Consider the following 16,055-nt stretch of genomic DNA (forward strand, 5'->3'; position numbering starts at 1 on the left):
CAGGCTGCACACTGTCCACAAGACGGCGTGAGGTGAGCCAACGTCAAAAGCGTTGAGCACGGACGAGATTCTCAAGGGGTGGCCGACGGGTCACCCCTTTTTCTTTGTGCGCGTTGCCTTCAGAAAATAGTTCTCGTGACTGATAACCTGTCTCAGAACCGGGCGAGGCTTTTCCAGTCTCATGATCAAGCCCCAATCCGCAGTGAGGAAAAGCATGAAGCGCATCTGGCGTATGGCAGGTGTTGGTTTGCTGGTGGTCAGCATCGGCTCCCAGGCGATGGCCGACGAACGCGATAACTCACCGGGCCAGGGGCAACGGCCTGAGCACAATCAGCCACGCCCACCAAACCCGCAGGGTGAACGTGGCGGCCAGCACGAGGGTGGCCAATGGCAAGGTCGGCCTCAAGGCCATGAGCCGGGGCGACCTGCGCCGCAAACTTCCAATAACCTGCCGATCCAGGGCCGGCCCGATACCGTGCGCCAGACCCAGGAGCCGCGCCAGGGTTATTACCGTGATATTCCCAGACGCGCCGATGACAACAGGCATTGGGAGGCCGGCGGCCCCGGCTCGCGTCCGGGTTACGATCGCCCCGGTGATAATCGCTGGCCAGGACGCCCCGACGGGCATGGCAATGGCTGGGGCCCGGGCCCGCAGCATCGCCCTGGTTATGTCATCGACCGTTTCCCGGACCGCAATTACCGCGTGCCTTACCGTGGCCAGGACTACTTCTTCTCCGGCGGCTACTGGTATCGCCCCCAAGGCCCGCGCTACGTGGTGGTGACGCCGCCCTATGGCATCCGCGTGCATTACCTGCCCGACTACGCGCGTGAAGTGTGGGTCGGGGGCTCACTGTTGTTCCTCGCCGCTGGCGCGTATTACGCCTATGAGCAAAGCACCCAGCAATACGTGGTGGTGCAGCCGCCGGCGCAAGTGCCATCACCCCAGCCAGCGCCGCAAGGCAACGGTTATGACGTGGTGGCTTACCCGGCTAACGGCCAATCGCCAGCCCAGGTGCAGCAGGACGGCTACGACTGTTATCGGTGGGCGGTGCAACAAAGTGGCTTCGACCCGCGCACCGTCACCTACGCCCCGGACCCTGCGGTAGTACAAACCTATCGCCAGGCTCAGGGCAACTGCCTGGGCAGTCGTGGGTATCAGGTGCAGTACTAGGTTTTATTGCCGGTGACCACTTCCCGCGGGTCGGCGTGCACCAGCACTTCGGCCTTCGGGTATTCCCGGTGAATGGCATCGGCGGCCTGGTCGCTGATGCCGTGGGCCACCGACAGCGTCAACTCGCCCGGCAACTCCAGGTGCAACTGCACAAACCAGTGGTTGCCGGAAACCCGCGTGCGCAAGTCGTGGGCCCCCAGCACGCCGGGTACGCCACGGGCCAGTTCCAGCATGTGCTGGCTGACATCCGGCGGTAGCTCTTCGTCCATCAACACCGCAAAGCTTTCCCGGGCGATCTGGATCGCGCTCCACAGAATGTAGGCGGCGATACCCAGGCCAAACCAGGCATCGACCTGATGAAAGCCAAAACCGGCCAACACCAGCGCAATCAGGATGCTGCCATTGAGCAGCAAGTCTGAGCGGTAATGCAGCGAGTCGGCGCGCACCGCGTTGGAGCCGGTCTCGCGCACCACGCGGTGTTGCAGCACCAGCAAGGCCACGGTCAGTGCCAGCGACAACACAATCACGCCAATACTCAGCCACGGCGCGCCGACCGGCTCCGGATGCTTGAGCCGTTCATAGGCCTGGAGCGCAATCAGCACCGCACTGCCGGCGATAAACAAGGCTTGGGCCATACCCGCCAGCGACTCTGCCTTGCCATGCCCATAACGGTGATCGTCATCGGCGGGGCGCAGGGCGTAATGCACCGCCAGCAGATTCAGCAACGACGTCACACCGTCGAGCAACGAGTCGGTCAGCCCGGCGAGCATACTCACCGAGCCGCTGAGCCACCAGGCGATGGCCTTGGTGATAATCAGCACACAGGCCACGGCCACCGAGGCGCGGGTGGCCAGGCGCAAGAGCCGGGCGTGTTCGGGGCTGCTGGTCATGAGCTGTCCTTACGCGGCGGGTTGCAGGCCCAGGGACGCAAGTTGCTGCACGCTGCCCTTGAACTGGATCAGGCGCGGGTCGTCCAGCGGCAAGGTGCGGCCGGTTTCCTTCTCAATGATGCTTTGCAGCTTGGCATTGTCGACCTTGCCGTCGGCGCCGATGGCTTCGTGCAGTTTCTCCGGCGCGACCTGGGCGGTCTTGCCCGGTTCGTAATAGATGGCGCCGGTGGCGAAGTCGACCCCAAAAGCGATCAGGCCGGGGATTACGTAGAACAGCAGGCCGACGGCATCAAGCACGGCAATGGCCGGATCGATCTTGCCGTCGATCTGACCACGGCGGTCGGGGTAGAAAATCGAGCCGCAGGCGGTGAGTTGGCTCAGCAGGGTAACGGCGAGGACACCGCCGATGACGCGAGAAGCGATACGCATGAAAAAGTCTCCTGAACATGTTTAAGGGTGACTATAAGCCAGATCGGCCAGACGCCGATGATCCAATGTGGGAGCTGGCTTGCCTGCGATTGCGACGGTTCAGGAAATACAGCGGCAACTGTCACACCGCTATCGCAGGCAAGCCAGCTCCCACCTTCGACTGCATTCACAGTGCAAAACGTGGGTGTTTTTAAGACCCGCATCGGCACTCGGCAGTTCGCCGTTATACTCGCCGCTCTGCTTTGGAGCCAGTATGAATTCGTTGCCGATCGATGATGTTTTACCCGCCCTGCGTGACGCCTTGGCGCATCGCCATGAAGCCGTGCTGGAAGCGCCGCCTGGCGCCGGTAAAACCACCCGCGTGCCGCTGGCCTTGTTGCATGAGCCGTGGCTCGCCGGGCAAACCATCCTGATGCTCGAACCCCGGCGCCTGGCCGCGCGTGCTGCTGCCGAGCGGTTGGCCAGTGAGCTGGGTGAAAAGGTCGGTGAGACCGTGGGCTACCGCATTCGCCTGGACAGCAAAGTCGGCCCCAACACGCGTATCGAGGTGGTGACCGAAGGCATCCTCACCCGTCGCCTGCAGGACGACCCGGCGCTGGACGGCGTGGGCCTGTTGATTTTCGACGAGTTCCACGAGCGCAGCCTCGACGCCGACCTGGCGCTGGCCCTGAGCCTTAACGGGCGCGAGCTGTTTCGCGACGAGCAGCCGCTGAAGATCCTGTTGATGTCGGCCACCCTCGAAGGCGAGCGCCTGGCGGGCTTGCTGGATGACGCGCCGATCCTGCGCAGTGAAGGGCGCATGTTCCCGGTGCAAATGCGCTGGGGGCGGCCCTTTCAGGCCGGGGAGTTTATCGAGCCGCGCGTGGTGCAAACTGTCCTTGAGGCCCTGCATGACGAGACCGGCAGTGTGCTGGTATTTCTGCCGGGGCAAGCGGAGATTCGCCGGGTCAACCAGCAACTGGCCGAGGCCTTGGGTGATCGCCCTGATGTGCTGTTATGCCCGTTGCACGGTGAGCTGGACCTCAACGCCCAGCGCGCCGCCATCGACCCGGCGCCGGCCGGCAAGCGCAAAGTGGTGCTGGCTACTAACATCGCCGAGACCAGCCTGACCATCAACGGCGTACGCGTGGTGATCGACGCCGGGCTGGCGCGGGTGCCGCGCTTTGACCCGGGCAGTGGCATGACGCGCCTCGACACCCAGCGCATCTCCCGCGCCAGCGCCACCCAGCGCGCCGGTCGGGCAGGGCGGCTGGAACCGGGGGTGTGTTATCGGTTGTGGTCCGAAGACCAGCATGACGGTCTGGCCGCTTATGGCAGCGCGGAAATCCTCGCCGCCGATCTGGCGGGGCTGGCCTTGCAACTGGCCCGTTGGGGCGTGACGCCCAGCCAGTTGGTGTGGCTGGACATCCCACCGACTGCCGCCTATGCCCAGGCTCAGGATTTGTTGCAACGCCTCGGCGCATTGAACGACGAAAACCTCACCGCCCATGGTCAGAAAATGGCCGAGTTGCCGGCGCACCCACGTATCGCTCATCTACTGCTACGCGGGCAAGACCTGGGGCTCGCCGCCACCGCCTGTGACGTGGCGGCCCTGTTGGGCGAACGCGACATCCTGCGCGGCGGCGGCGCCGACTTGCACAGCCGCCTGGCGCTGATGTCCGGCGAGGAGCGTGCACGCGGCACCCAGGGTGGCGTGCAGCGCGCCAAGCAACTGGCCCGGCAATACCGTGGCTACCTGCGCGGCAAGGCGACCCAGCCGGTGGACAATCCCGACCACCCGCGCTGGCTCGGCGCCTTGCTGGCACTGGCCTACCCGGACCGCGTCGCCCAGCAACGCCGCCCCGGTGGCGCTGAATATCGCCTGGCCAATGGCCGCGCAGCGCTGTTTGCCGAAGCCGACAGCCTGATGAAACAACCCTGGCTGGTGATCGCCGATTTGGGCAGCCGCCAGGGCCAGCGCGAAGAACGCATCTACCTGGCGGCGGATTTTGACCCGACGCTGTTCGACACGGTGCTGGCCGAGCAAGTGCGCAACGTCGACCAACTCGACTGGGACGAACGCGAAGGCGTCTTGCGCGCCGAGCGCCAGCGCAAAGTCGGTGAACTGGTGCTCAGCCGCGAGCCCCTGACCGGCCTTGACGAATCCGCTCGCAGCCAGGCGCTGGTCAACCTGGTGCGCCGCAAAGGCCTGGAACTGCTGCCCTGGACGCCGGAGCTGCGTCAGTGGCAAGCCCGTGTGATGCTGCTGCGCCAACTGGATACCGGCAACACCAGCGAGTGGCCCGACATCAGCGACAAGGCCCTGCTTGCCAGCCTCGAACACTGGCTGATGCCTTACCTGGGCAAGGTCTCGCGCCTCAGCCATTTCGCCAATCTGGATATTTCCAGCTACTTGCACAACCTGCTGCCCTGGCCCTTGCCCCAACGCCTGGAAGAACTGGCGCCGCAGCATGTGAAAGTACCGTCGGGGTCATCGGTACGCCTGGACTACAGCGAGCAGCCGCCGATTCTGGCGGTGCGCTTGCAGGAATTGTTCGGGTTGGCAGACACCCCGCGTATTGCCGGCGGGCGCCTGGCCGTGAAGTTGCACCTGTTGTCCCCGGCGCGGCGGCCGGTGCAGGTCACGCAGGATCTGGCGAACTTCTGGCGCAGTACCTACGCCGAGGTGAAGAAGGATCTCAAGGGGCGCTACCCCAAGCATTACTGGCCGGATGACCCGTTGGTGGCCGAAGCAACGGCGCGAATCAAACCCAGAAAGCCCTGAGTATAAGTAACGCCCCAGTCTTTTTTGATGACTGGGGGAGTTACCTGAAAGGGTGTAATCACCGCAAGAAGGTTGCCTTGAAGGACTTAAAGCGCTTCAAGCGCGCTATCGAATTGCTTATGCGCGTTCGGCAACGACTGGCTCGATTGAGCGTGGATGCCGCAGGTGTACTCGATGAACGAATGTTCGGCTGTTTCAGACTGGGCGATATTGTAGTTCTGAAAGGGCAGCATGGCCCTGCGCACCGGTGACTGATCCAGGATGTTCTGGAATGTGGTGCTTGTATCATCGGCGATCCACAGTCTTCTGACTTTTCTCTGCTGGTTGCCATCGACGAACTTATGCCGTGCATGGAGGACCCGCAGGTTATCCATTACCAGAATATCCCCCGGTTCAAGGCTGACAGGGGTGATGTAGTGCTCGTTGGTGGAGTAGTGGGTCTGGATGTATTTGAACGCAGCGTTGGCCCACTCGGGGATAAACGCGGTGCTGTCATACCGGTAGCGAATTCTTAACTTTTGGTCGTCGATCTTTTCGAAGACGGCGCAATCGATGGACAACAAATCGTCGCGGCAGTAGGTGACACTGCCGCTGGTCATCAATATGTTTAACGTCTCGGTATTATTGGCAAGCAAGTCGTTGTAGATTTTCTGCCCATCCACCAGGAAGTTGTCGCCGCCAAATTCAGGCTTTGAAACGCACTGGAGAATGACGAATTTGGGTGGCGTGATTTTTTTCGCCGTGCCCTCGACGTAGGCGATGCCATTCAAGAATGATCCATCGGTATGCGGGAAAAAATCGCTCGACAGTTCACCATGATAATCATCCTTGAACCGTTGCCAGTCCTTGTTGATCGGTTCGCCACCGCCCACCACACCATGTTCATCGGACTTGGTATGAAACTGAATCAGCCCGAACTTTCCGGCGGCCTCTCTAAAGGCTTCCAGAGAGTGGTCTCGAGGTTTGATGATGCAATAGCCATGCTCTTTCAGAAAGCTCGAGATTTCTTGGGTCTCAAAAAAATCAAACTTACGTGTGCTCATTTCACGCTCCTTGTTTTATTGGAAGAACTTTTTATAGGCCGTTGAAAAAATGATCGAAGATCATCTTCAAACCAAAAAACGTCACCCCTGCCTTTAACAGCATTGCGCCGACACGCTGCGATATACGGTCTCTGAGAAAGCCGCCCAGGTAAGAACCCAATGTGGAGGCGGTAATCATGATGATGATCAGGTTGGCGTAATCCATGAACGCAAAACCTGCAATCACAAAGGCGGCAACCTTGAGCCCGTGCAGTACGCTCATTTGCATGGCGTGGGTGACAATGACTTCGTTTTTATTAATATTCATCTTCATCAGGATGGGCTGCGATATCAAACCGGTTACGGCCACGAACAGCGAAAGGAAGGTTTGAAAGAAGCCCACCAGGGCAAAGTTTTTAAATATAAAACCCAGGCGCGCGACGATCTTGGTCCACGTGATGGCCAGAATGAAGAAGCCGAGAATCAGTGATAAGTATTGCTCGGGGAATTTGCCGATGAAGAAGTAGCCGATGAAGGCGCCGACCAGGCAACCTATTACGTATTTGGGCAGGATTTCCACTTTTGCACTTTTGAAGTCAAACGCGAATCGACTGGCGTTGCTGACCATTTGAATCAAACCGTGAACCGGTACGACCGCAGAGATAGGGATAAATTGAGGCATGACCGCCAGCAGTCCAATCCCGCCGCCCACACCAATGGCAGCCGTCATGAATGAAGTGATAAAACTGACGCCCACCAATAGATACAAACCATCAGAAAGTTCGAGCATTATTAATTCCTGTTCCATTTTATAAAGCGTAAAGCGTATATATCGATGTGCTGGCTTCTCACGGGGTGAATAAGCCGGGCGCAATCGCCTGCGAGCGCGCTGAGAGTCAGGCGCTTTAAAACTTGCGTAGAAGTGAGTGTTGAAGCGTGTTTAAAGGGCAGCCGTGATAGTCGTTACTTGTAACCTTCCCGCAATAAGTAATAAGAACTGCATCACGCCAGAAGCTACGCCATGACTTACGGGATAGAACATGTCTACCCATATGGTCATAGCGAGCCTCTCAAACAGCACGCGATTTATTGCGCGGGCAAGGCCCAGGCGATGATGCTGTCGCCCAACTTGGTTGGGATCCGGTCATGACCGCCAACCACCGCCACGACGTACTGTCGACCCTGGCTCATGTAGGTCAAGGGCGACGCCTGATTGCCTGCCGGAAGGCGCTCTTCCCAGAGCAGTTCGCCCGTTTCGCTGTTGTAAGCCCGCATGAACCGGTCGATAGCGGCACCGATGAACGTCACGCCGCCGGCGGTTGTCACGCCCGTTGCATCACTCGGTGTACCGATTTCGAAGCGCATCCGGGAGGCGATCCCCCAAGGTCCACTGTCATAGCCTGTGCCGAACGGGCGACTCCACACGACATCGCGAGTGCGCAGGTCGATACCGGCGATAAAGCCCCAGGGTGGCGCAATGCAAGGTTGGTCAAGGGATGACATCCACGGATCTTTAATCGCGCCGTAAGGCAAACCGGCCTGAACGCGAAAACCCTGGGCATTGCCCGGCGACTCCTGGAACGACTTGGCATTGATGGCGTCGAGCTGTTCGCGCGGTACCAGCCCCTGCATATAAGGAAGGCGCTGGTTGTTGATGATCAGCAGCCCCCGCTTGAGGTCGACCATCACCCCGCCCCAGTTCAAGCCGCCATGATGGCCGGGGAAGATCAGGCTTTGCTGGCCCACGACCGGCGGGGTGAAGATCCCTTCGTAGCGTGCCTGGCGAAATTCGAGGCGACATTGCATCTGATCGAAAGGCGTCAGGCCCCAGGCGTTGGCTTCGGTCAGTACTTCCGGTGTTTTCGATGGGCGCCCCATGGTGCTCGGCATATCGGGGGACAGTGGTTGGGTGGCTGCGGTGTAGTCGCCCGGGGCGGTGCCCTGTGGAACGGGAGCTTGCACGACATCTACCAGCGGTTCGCCGGTGGCGCGGTCAAGCACGAACAACTGGCCGGATTTGGTCGCCTGAATCACGGCCGGGCGTGGCCCGGTAGCCGTCGGAAAATCAATCAGGCTGGGTTGCGGGCTCAGGTCGTAGTCCCATAGATCATGGTGGACTGTCTGGAAGTGCCAGCGGACCTTACCGGTGGTGGCGTCCAGTGCGACTAAAGAAGAGCTGAACGTGTCTTCTTGTTCTGTGCGGGTGCCGCCATAGAAATCGCCCGCTGCGTTGCCGGTGGTGACGTACACCAGGCCCAGTTCATCGTCGGCCGACAGCGGTGCCCACGAGTTGGGGGTGCTGAGGGTGTAGGTCTCGTTGTCACGCGCGGGGGCGTTGCTGTCTGGCCGGCCCAAATCCCAGGCCCACTTCTGTTTGCCGGTCACTGCATCGTAGGCGCGTACCACGCCCGAGGGGGCAGGGCGTACATCCGAGTCGAGCACGCGGCCCCCGGTGATCACCACCCCGCGAATGACCAGAGGGGCAGACGTGATGCCGGTTGAGCCTTTTCTGAAGGTGCCCAGCCCGTCTTTCAAATCCGCAAAACCTGCGTTGCCGAAGTCGGGGCACGCCTGGCCGGTCAGGGCGTCTACCGCGCCCAGGCGAATATCATTGGTGCCCCAAATGATGCGCGAGGCGCACAAGCCACTGGCATTGGGGACTTCGAAATAAGAGACGCCACGGCAATAGGCGCCGCCATTGGCGAAGTAGTCCGGGTCGACTTTGGAGTCGAATCGCCAGTTCTCCTTTCCGGTAGTGGCATCCAGGGAAATGATGATTTGCTTGGGGGTGCAGGTGTAGAGCGAGTTACCCACCTTGATCGGCGTGGCTTCGTTCAAGTACTTGGTTTTCTCACCGGGTTGCTTCACGTCGCCGTGGTGGTATTCCCAGGCTTTGACCAGGCCCGACACATTCGAAGGCGTGATTTGCGACGCGGCTGAATAGTGGTTGCCCAGGTTGGAGCCTGCATAAGCGGTCCAGTTGGTCTCGGTGTGTGACGCGGCAATATTGCCGTCTGGAGAGGCCACGGTACTGCGGCTGAACGTTGCGGTGGGGCGTGTGGTGGCGAGCGCCGAGTCGGCAAGGTGCACGCTTTTCGGGAAGAACAGCGGCACCAGGATGGTAGCCCCCATCACCAGCGGCAGCACACCCATGATGGTGAAATAATGACTTTTTCTGGCGTTGGCAAAATCACGCCGTACCACGGGCCAGAACGCCAGGAACGGCACGCTGAGAACCGCCAGCCAGGCCAGGCGTGGAATATAGGCCCAGCCATCGTAACCAGACTCCCACACCGCCCAGGCATAGGTGGCCACAGAGGCCGCGCCATAAAGGTAGAGGCCGAGGGGCTTTTTCAGGCCCATGAGGATGGCCGATAACAACAGCGCGGTGCCCATCATCGCGTAATAGGGTGACCCGCCTGCGGCCATCAGCACGCCGCCTTTATAGGCCAGCATCACGCCTAGCAGGGCAACCACTGTGTTGTACCCCCCAAACAGGAGGTTTGAGACTCCCGCTGCGCTACCCAACGTCCTTTCGTTCATGGCAACCATCCCTGTGCGATTTCGATGCGGATCCGTGTCCGAGCGGCGCGCATGATTGCCTATTGTTGTAACGAAATACAATATGTAGTGAAAAAATTAACTGTTTGGTGATTTTTTTGTATTGTGTTTCGATTAGAAACAATTGTGCTAGGCTGATTGGCCCTTTATCGGGCGGGGGATGGCGAAGCTGCTGCACTGGCGTAATGCCGTGCAGTTAAGCGTATAGCGCCCTCTGTAGGAGCGAGCTTGCTCGCGAAAAACATCAACGATAACGCGTGTTTCCTGTTTTAACGCGGCGCCTGTGATTTTTCGCGAGCAAGCTCGCTCCTACAAAAAGCCTTAAAACGCACGGCATTACGCCAGTGACGTGCTCTAGATTTGGCTTTCTTCTGGCACTGCGCGTTGATCAGTCTTGAGTCGACCGACTTGATCCAGGTGGCGCCAGAGAAACTGTGCGGCTTCTTCACGCCGATCAGACTCGATGAGGTCGAGCAAATGGATGTGTTCCTGGCATTGCGCCTTAAGACGCGTGCGATCGATGTTGGCCTTGTAGCCCATAAAGCGCCTGAGCTGATTCTGGTGGCGTATGGCGTCGATGAAAAAAACATTGCCGGAACACTGCACGATCATTTCGTGAAACTGGGCGCCCACCTGGAACAGTTGCGCGCGGGACAGGGTCTGGATCTCGCCGTCGATCAGGGCCTGTTGCTGTTGCCTGGCCTGCGCAAACGCGGCGTGATTGACCTGATAACCCGGCTCAAGCAGCGCCGCCGGTTCGATGGCCATCCGGAAACGGTAGCTTTGAATGTGCGCCTGCGTGTTATGCACGAAGTCCTTGAGGCCCCACCCTTGGCCCGGCTTACGCTCCACCATCGCTTCGCTGGCCAGCCGGTTCAGCACCTTGAGCAACTGCCCCCGCGGCACCTCGTAACGCCGCAACAACTGCGCTTCGAAAAAGTGCGCAGGTATTTCACCGCCCAGAATGTCATCGACCACACGCAGGTAAAAGTCCTCGAAAGGATCGCTGGCGCAAGGCACTGCGGCCTCTTGAATCTGCCCGGCACCTTGTTTGAGGAAGTAGCCACGATTGGGCTCTTGAATGGCAAGGTCCCATTCGGCGAGCAAGGCAAAGACCCGCCGAATCGGCGAGCGCGACACCCCGAGCGCTTGGGCAAAGGTCTGCTCGCGCAAGGGCTCACCGGCTTTCATCGAACGGGCGCGAACCAGGTCGATGACGCGGGGGGCCAACTGCAGGGCGAGGTCTTTCTTGATCACAGGTTCTATTCCGAATGGTTAGCTTCAGTCCGTTCCCGTCGGGGCAGATGCCCCCACCGCACTGGAGTGGGAAAATACCATACGAAGAGCATGAGTATTTGCACTGACCACTTTCGATAGCGTGGCGCTGGAGCCGCGAAGGAGGCTCCAGGCTGATGATTTGTTTATTCCCAGGATGGATAGGTACCCAATGCTCAAATTCAATGCTCACCTCGGTTTTCAATTCAACGAATTGCCTTTTCTGCAACGCATCGAAGCCGCCGCCGCTGCCGGTTTCAGGGCGGTGGAGTTCCCGTCCCCCTATGAATTCGACGCCAGCCTGCTCGCCGACCACCTGGCCCAATACAACCTGCCGTTGATTCAGTTCGCGGCGCCGGCGGGTGTGACCAAAGGCATCGCTGCCTTGCAGGGCAAGGAGCAGGAATTTCGCGATGGGCTGCGCGAAGCGGCCCGCTATGCGAAGGCGCTGAACTGCTCGGATGTGCACATCATGTCGGGCGTGACCACGCCTCAGGATGAGAGCGCGGTTGCCTACACCAATAACCTGGAATACGCGGTCAAGTACCTCGAAGATCAGGGTTTGCGAACGCTGATTGAAGTGATCAGCTCGCAGGCGATGCCAGGCTATTACCTGTCTGACTTCAGCAAGGCCCAGCAGGTGCTGGAAACCTTTACGAGTGTCGGGCTGATTCTGGACCTTTACCATGCCCAGCTGTTGACCGGCGACGCCGCCGGGGTGCTGGCGCAGTTTTACGACAGGACCGTCCATGTACAAATCGCCGACAACCCGGGGCGTCATGAGCCGGGCACCGGGACCATGGACTTTGCTGGCTTGTTCGCGGCGCTGGAGCAGCGTGGCTACCGGGGATGGATCGGCTGTGAATACCGCCCATCCGGCACCACGGTTGCCAGCCTTGAGTGGCTCAAGCCGCTGCTGAAACCCTAGGGCTTATTGCGCGGCAGGCAGCAGGAAGCGGGCGATCACCGGCAGGTGGTTGGAAATGCGCAACGTATCTTCCTGGCGCACCTTGGCTTCCACGCGTTTGATCCGTGAGCTGTAGAACAGGTAATCCAGCGTGCGATCCGGGCCATCAAGGCCTGGGTCGTTGGGGAAGTGCGTCAGCCATTTCTCACGGTCGATGCCACTGGACTGGCTGTTGCTGGGGATCATCGGGTATTTGTCCCACAGCAGATGCAACTCACTGTCCGGCGAATACTGGCCACGCTTGCCCGCGTCCAGGCGCAGGAACTGGCCCAGTGGCAGCAGGTTGAAATCCCCGCCAATCAACCAGGGGGTGCCGCGACCTTCGAGTTTATCCAGCAGTTTTACCGTACTCGTGACTTGCTCCCGCACGGCACTGCGCCCAAGCGCACCGGCGTCCAGGCGGGTGTTGAGCACCGCCAGTTGGCCTCCGTCGCTCAAGGGCAGATACGTCAGCAGCAGGGCCGGCTTGGGTTGGAACTGACGGCTGATGAAGTTGGCATCGGCGATTGGCAGTTGCAGGCGTTCGGCGTGTTCGATCTGGTAGCGGCTGAGCGTAGCGAGCTTGCGCCCCACGCTACCGAAGATGTGCAGGCTGGGCACAAAGTCGGCTTTCCAGTCGAAGGCCTGGGCGCTGCACGGGTAGAGGTCGACCAGACGCTCCTGCAACAGTGCAAGCTGGTCCTGATAGTGGGACGGTTTGGCGCCTTCATCGATTTCCTGCAACAGCAGGATGTCGGGTTGTTCGTCGCGGATCACCCGGGCCACTTCGTCGAGGCTAAAGGCCATGTCTTCGACGGTGGGGCGATCGTCCGGGCCGCTGCCGTCCGGGGTGTCGTACCAGAACACGTAGTTCTTGCCGGCCAGGTATTGCACATTCCAGGTCATGACTTTGAGCGCCTGCCCCGGCAGCAGCGTCGGCGCGCGGGGGGCCACGCAGCTGACGGGCAGGGTTTCTTTGTCGGCGGGGCGCCAGGTCAGGCTGTAGATCAGCGTCGCCAGCAGGCCGGCGATGACCAACAGGCTCAACAGGGTGATGCGCAATAAACGGGTCATCGGCTCGGCTTATATGCGTGTCAGAAGAGGCACGGAGCATATCACCGCGCGTCGGCGTCGCCACCGATCAACATGAATAAACGGAACAGCACCACGCTGGTAAACAACTGCAAAAAGCTGTGGGCGCTGTCCATCAGCAGCCCCAGCAGCGGCGCGGGCTCGGGATACGCCGCCACGCTGGCGCCCTTGAGCAGCCACAACGGCGTCATCACGCACAGCAGGCACACCAGGATGCGCCAGAAATGCCCGCGGGTCAGGCGAAAGCTTTCCTTCATCGCCGCCAACGCCGGCATACCGCGCAGCACCAGCAGGTATTCGGCAAACGCCAGCACCACCATCAGCCACAAGCCCGGCAGGAAATACAGCGACAGCCCCAGCAATATCAACAACGTGCTCATCGCCGTCAGCAGGGCAAAACGCGGCCACAGGCTCAGGGCCATGGCCCATACATCCTTGGTGCGCGGCGATTCGCCCCGGGTGCGGGCGTCGAGAAACAGGATCAAGGCGCCGGTGTACAGCGGGTACACCAATAAACCCACGACCACGCTGTAGCCGGGAAACGCATCCGGGCCCAGCGTGTGGTCCAGTATTTGTTGCAGCAGGGCTTCGAGGATCACCAGCGGCAGGCACAACTGCACGATGGCGCCCAGGTTGCGCTGGGTAAAACGCAAGGAGTCGCGCAAAACGTCTAACGGATTCATCAGGGTCATCACAGGCCTGGAAGCAGAGGGCCACACTTTAACCGATCAGGGTCCAGGGGGCGCAAACGTAAACCTTGAGTAAAGACCATTGAAACAACTCGTAACATCCCCATAACTGGAAAGCCCCCGGCCTGATCACAGGTGGGATCGGAATTTTTTATCGGCAATCTAACGAGGTCGCCATGAACAGCGAAGAGCAAACCCTGATCGATGGACTGTTTTCACGGTTGCAGCAAGCCGAAACGGACTCAGCCCCCCGCGACGCCCAGGCCGAAGCGCGGATCAAGGAGCACATGACGCGCCAACCCGCCGCCGGGTACTACATGACCCAGTCGATTCTGGTGCAGGAACACGCGCTGCAGAGCCTGGACGCGCAGAACAAGCAACAGGCCCAGCAGATCCAGCAATTGCAGGATGAACTGCAAAGGGCCAAGGCCACGCAACCGGCGCCGGCCAGCGGCGGTGGGTTTTTGTCGAGCATCTTTGGCGGTAGCTCCCGCGAGCCACAGCCTGCGCCGAACAACTCCGGTGGCGGCTGGCGTGAGCCGGCGCGGCCCGCTTTTGGCCAGCCAGCACCGCAGCAGAACTATCAACAGCCGCAAGCACCGGCCGCCGCGCCAGCTGGCAGCGGCTTCCTCGGTGGCGCCATGAAAACCGCCGCCGGTGTGGCCGGGGGCGTGTTGCTGGCCGAAGGCATCAGCAGCCTGTTCCATCACAACCAGCAGCCGCAGGTGGTCGAAGAAATCATCGAACAACCTGCACCGGCCAGTGACCAGGGCAACTGGGGCAACGATGACCAGAAGTTTGCCGGCAATGACAGCTGGGGCAGCAACTCTGACAACTTCGCCGACAGCGATTATTCCGACGATTCCTCTTCCTTTGGCGACGACGACTCCTTCGTCTGACACACCCAGGCCCGGAGCGCTGTGGCGCTCCGGTCTGATTTTTTCCCGGCAACACTCCCTTGGCTGGCATACTGGCGCCCTTTCCGGGCGCTGGCGCCTGGCTGCCCATGAGGAAGTGCGGTGAAAAAAATTGCAGTGTTCGCCGATGTGCAAAACCTCTACTACACCGTGCGCCAGGCCTACGGTTGCCACTTCAACTATGCCGCCCTGTGGGCTGACATCAGCGCGCGCGGGCAGATTGTCGAGGCGTACGCCTATGCCATCGACCGTGGCGACAGCAAGCAGCAGCAGTTCCAGCAGATCCTGCGCAACCTGGGGTTCACGGTAAAACTCAAGCCGTACATCCAGCGCAGCGACGGCTCGGCCAAGGGCGACTGGGACGTTGGCATCACCCTCGACATCATGGACGCCGCCGACCACGTCGACGAAGTCGTACTGGCCTCCGGTGACGGTGATTTCGACATGCTGCTCGAACGCATCATCCACAAGCATGGCGTGCGGGCCGTGGCCTACGGCGTGCCGGGGCTGACGGCCAACTCATTGATACGCGCCGCCAGCCACTACGTGCCGATCGAAGGCGCGTTGTTGCTCAAATAGATCGTAGAACGGAGTTGGAACAGGTTTGGAACGTATAGCGGTCATCGACTTTGAAACCACCGGCATCACCCCCAGCAGCCACTGCCGGGCCACGGAGATTGGCGTGGTCATCCTCGAACGCGGGCAAATCGTGGATCGCTACCAGAGTCTGATGAACGCCGGTGTACGCGTACCGGCCTTTATCGAACAGCTCACCGGCATCAGCAACGCCATGCTGCGCAGCGCGCCACCGGCTGAACGGGTGATGAACGAAGTCAATGAGTTCGTCGGCACCACGCCCTTGATGGCGCACAACGCCGCGTTCGACCAGAAGTTCTGGGACTTTGAGCTGGGCCTGATCCGCCGCACCCGCCTGCAAAAATTTGCCTGCTCCCTGCTGCTGTCCCGCCGCCTGATGCCGGCGGCGCCCAACCACAAGCTCGGCACCCTCAACGCTTACGCCAAATTGCCCCACACCGGCCAGGCTCACCGGGCGCTGGCGGATGCGGAAATGGCCGCCAATCTCACGGCGCACCTGGCCCAGGAACTGCGCCAGACTCATGGTTTGCGTGAACTGTCCCATGACCTGTTGTGCACCTTGCAGAAAGTGCCGGCGGCGAAGATCAATGAGCATCTGAAGAAACATCGCGGGTTCTGATCCGGCCACCCCCTCAAGCACACTGGAGTTCCAGTGTGGGAGCTGGCTTGCCTGCGATAGCGGTGTATCAGCCAGCCATTTAT

General features: G+C 60.4%; 14 protein-coding genes. 6 read left to right on the forward strand and 8 right to left on the reverse strand.

Annotated elements, in window-relative coordinates; all coding sequences use genetic code 11:
* Positions 1 to 214 precede the first annotated feature (214 nt).
* A complete protein-coding gene (locus TX23_RS17225; RefSeq protein ID WP_057703228.1) occupies positions 215 to 1,171 on the forward strand; it encodes a DUF6515 family protein in 957 nt (318 codons plus the stop codon).
* On the opposite strand, the gene TX23_RS17230 is transcribed toward TX23_RS17225, so the two are convergent.
* Both TX23_RS17230 and TX23_RS17235 read right to left on the reverse strand, forming a co-directional pair.
* Positions 1,168 to 2,061 carry a cation diffusion facilitator family transporter gene (locus TX23_RS17230; protein ID WP_057703229.1) on the reverse strand — a complete coding sequence of 298 codons (894 nt, stop codon included), beginning with the start codon at positions 2,059 to 2,061 and terminating at the stop codon, positions 1,168 to 1,170. The genes TX23_RS17225 and TX23_RS17230 overlap by 4 nt on opposite strands.
* A 9-nt stretch (positions 2,062 to 2,070) precedes the next feature.
* Positions 2,071 to 2,490, reverse strand: a complete 420-nt coding sequence (locus TX23_RS17235) for a hypothetical protein (RefSeq protein ID WP_057703230.1) — start codon at positions 2,488 to 2,490, stop codon at positions 2,071 to 2,073.
* Between the two features lie 253 nt (positions 2,491 to 2,743).
* On the opposite strand from TX23_RS17235, the gene hrpB reads away from it, so the two are divergent.
* The gene (gene hrpB / locus TX23_RS17240) at positions 2,744 to 5,254 is read left to right on the forward strand and encodes an ATP-dependent helicase HrpB (protein WP_057703231.1); all 2,511 of its coding nucleotides are present in this window, start codon (positions 2,744 to 2,746) and stop codon (positions 5,252 to 5,254) included.
* A gap of 86 nt (positions 5,255 to 5,340) precedes the next feature.
* Here hrpB and TX23_RS17245 read toward each other — a convergent pair whose 3' ends face one another.
* The 4 genes from TX23_RS17245 to TX23_RS17260 all read right to left on the reverse strand — a co-directional run bounded on the left by TX23_RS17245 (position 5,341) and on the right by TX23_RS17260 (position 11,094).
* Positions 5,341 to 6,297, reverse strand: coding sequence for a TauD/TfdA family dioxygenase (locus TX23_RS17245; protein WP_057703232.1), 957 nt, complete (start codon positions 6,295 to 6,297; stop codon positions 5,341 to 5,343).
* A 31-nt stretch (positions 6,298 to 6,328) separates the two neighbouring features.
* Entirely contained in the window at positions 6,329 to 7,066 is a 738-nt protein-coding gene (locus TX23_RS17250) for a TSUP family transporter (protein ID WP_005791677.1), read from the reverse strand.
* 296 nt (positions 7,067 to 7,362) lie between these two features.
* Positions 7,363 to 9,819: a membrane-bound PQQ-dependent dehydrogenase, glucose/quinate/shikimate family gene (locus tag TX23_RS17255; RefSeq protein ID WP_057703233.1), complete on the reverse strand. Its 2,457-nt coding sequence runs from the start codon at positions 9,817 to 9,819 to the stop codon at positions 7,363 to 7,365.
* Positions 9,820 to 10,191: 372 nt separating this feature from the next.
* On the reverse strand, positions 10,192 to 11,094 hold the full coding sequence (locus TX23_RS17260; protein WP_057703234.1) for a GntR family transcriptional regulator: 903 nt from the start codon (positions 11,092 to 11,094) through the stop codon (positions 10,192 to 10,194).
* 190 nt (positions 11,095 to 11,284) lie between these two features.
* On the opposite strand from TX23_RS17260, the gene TX23_RS17265 reads away from it, so the two are divergent.
* Entirely contained in the window at positions 11,285 to 12,040 is a 756-nt protein-coding gene (locus TX23_RS17265) for a hydroxypyruvate isomerase family protein (RefSeq protein WP_057703235.1), read from the forward strand.
* 3 nt (positions 12,041 to 12,043) lie between these two features.
* Here the strand turns inward: TX23_RS17265 and TX23_RS17270 are convergent, their stop codons facing one another.
* Entirely contained in the window at positions 12,044 to 13,132 is a 1,089-nt protein-coding gene (locus TX23_RS17270; protein ID WP_057703236.1) for an endonuclease/exonuclease/phosphatase family protein, read from the reverse strand.
* Positions 13,133 to 13,173: 41 nt separating this feature from the next.
* On the reverse strand, positions 13,174 to 13,833 hold the full coding sequence (locus TX23_RS17275; RefSeq protein WP_057703350.1) for a YciC family protein: 660 nt from the start codon (positions 13,831 to 13,833) through the stop codon (positions 13,174 to 13,176).
* Between the two features lie 182 nt (positions 13,834 to 14,015).
* Between TX23_RS17275 and TX23_RS17280 the strand changes: the two genes are divergently transcribed.
* The 3 genes from TX23_RS17280 to TX23_RS17290 all read left to right on the forward strand — a co-directional run bounded on the left by TX23_RS17280 (position 14,016) and on the right by TX23_RS17290 (position 15,972).
* The gene (locus tag TX23_RS17280; protein WP_057703237.1) at positions 14,016 to 14,738 is read left to right on the forward strand and encodes a DUF2076 domain-containing protein; all 723 of its coding nucleotides are present in this window, start codon (positions 14,016 to 14,018) and stop codon (positions 14,736 to 14,738) included.
* Between the two features lie 120 nt (positions 14,739 to 14,858).
* Positions 14,859 to 15,335, forward strand: coding sequence for a LabA-like NYN domain-containing protein (locus TX23_RS17285; protein ID WP_003194396.1), 477 nt, complete (start codon positions 14,859 to 14,861; stop codon positions 15,333 to 15,335).
* A gap of 25 nt (positions 15,336 to 15,360) precedes the next feature.
* Positions 15,361 to 15,972, forward strand: coding sequence for a 3'-5' exonuclease (locus tag TX23_RS17290; RefSeq protein WP_057703238.1), 612 nt, complete (start codon positions 15,361 to 15,363; stop codon positions 15,970 to 15,972).
* Positions 15,973 to 16,055: the final 83 nt, after the last annotated feature.

This window comes from Pseudomonas paralactis, assembly GCF_001439735.1.
Taxonomy (GTDB): Bacteria; Pseudomonadota; Gammaproteobacteria; order Pseudomonadales; family Pseudomonadaceae; genus Aquipseudomonas; species Aquipseudomonas paralactis.

Bases quoted from the DNA above. Each gene is read 5' to 3' on its own strand.
- TX23_RS17225 (WP_057703228.1), top strand. From the start codon at position 215: ATGAAGCGCATCTGGCGTATGGCAGGTGTTGGTTTGCTGGTGGTCAGC.
- TX23_RS17230 (WP_057703229.1), bottom strand. From the start codon at position 2,061: ATGACCAGCAGCCCCGAACACGCCCGGCTCTTGCGCCTGGCCACCCGC.
- TX23_RS17235 (WP_057703230.1), bottom strand. From the start codon at position 2,490: ATGCGTATCGCTTCTCGCGTCATCGGCGGTGTCCTCGCCGTTACCCTG.
- hrpB (WP_057703231.1), top strand. From the start codon at position 2,744: ATGAATTCGTTGCCGATCGATGATGTTTTACCCGCCCTGCGTGACGCC.
- TX23_RS17245 (WP_057703232.1), bottom strand. From the start codon at position 6,297: ATGAGCACACGTAAGTTTGATTTTTTTGAGACCCAAGAAATCTCGAGC.
- TX23_RS17250 (WP_005791677.1), bottom strand. From the start codon at position 7,066: ATGCTCGAACTTTCTGATGGTTTGTATCTATTGGTGGGCGTCAGTTTT.
- TX23_RS17255 (WP_057703233.1), bottom strand. From the start codon at position 9,819: ATGAACGAAAGGACGTTGGGTAGCGCAGCGGGAGTCTCAAACCTCCTG.
- TX23_RS17265 (WP_057703235.1), top strand. From the start codon at position 11,285: ATGCTCAAATTCAATGCTCACCTCGGTTTTCAATTCAACGAATTGCCT.
- TX23_RS17270 (WP_057703236.1), bottom strand. From the start codon at position 13,132: ATGACCCGTTTATTGCGCATCACCCTGTTGAGCCTGTTGGTCATCGCC.
- TX23_RS17275 (WP_057703350.1), bottom strand. From the start codon at position 13,833: ATGAATCCGTTAGACGTTTTGCGCGACTCCTTGCGTTTTACCCAGCGC.
- TX23_RS17280 (WP_057703237.1), top strand. From the start codon at position 14,016: ATGAACAGCGAAGAGCAAACCCTGATCGATGGACTGTTTTCACGGTTG.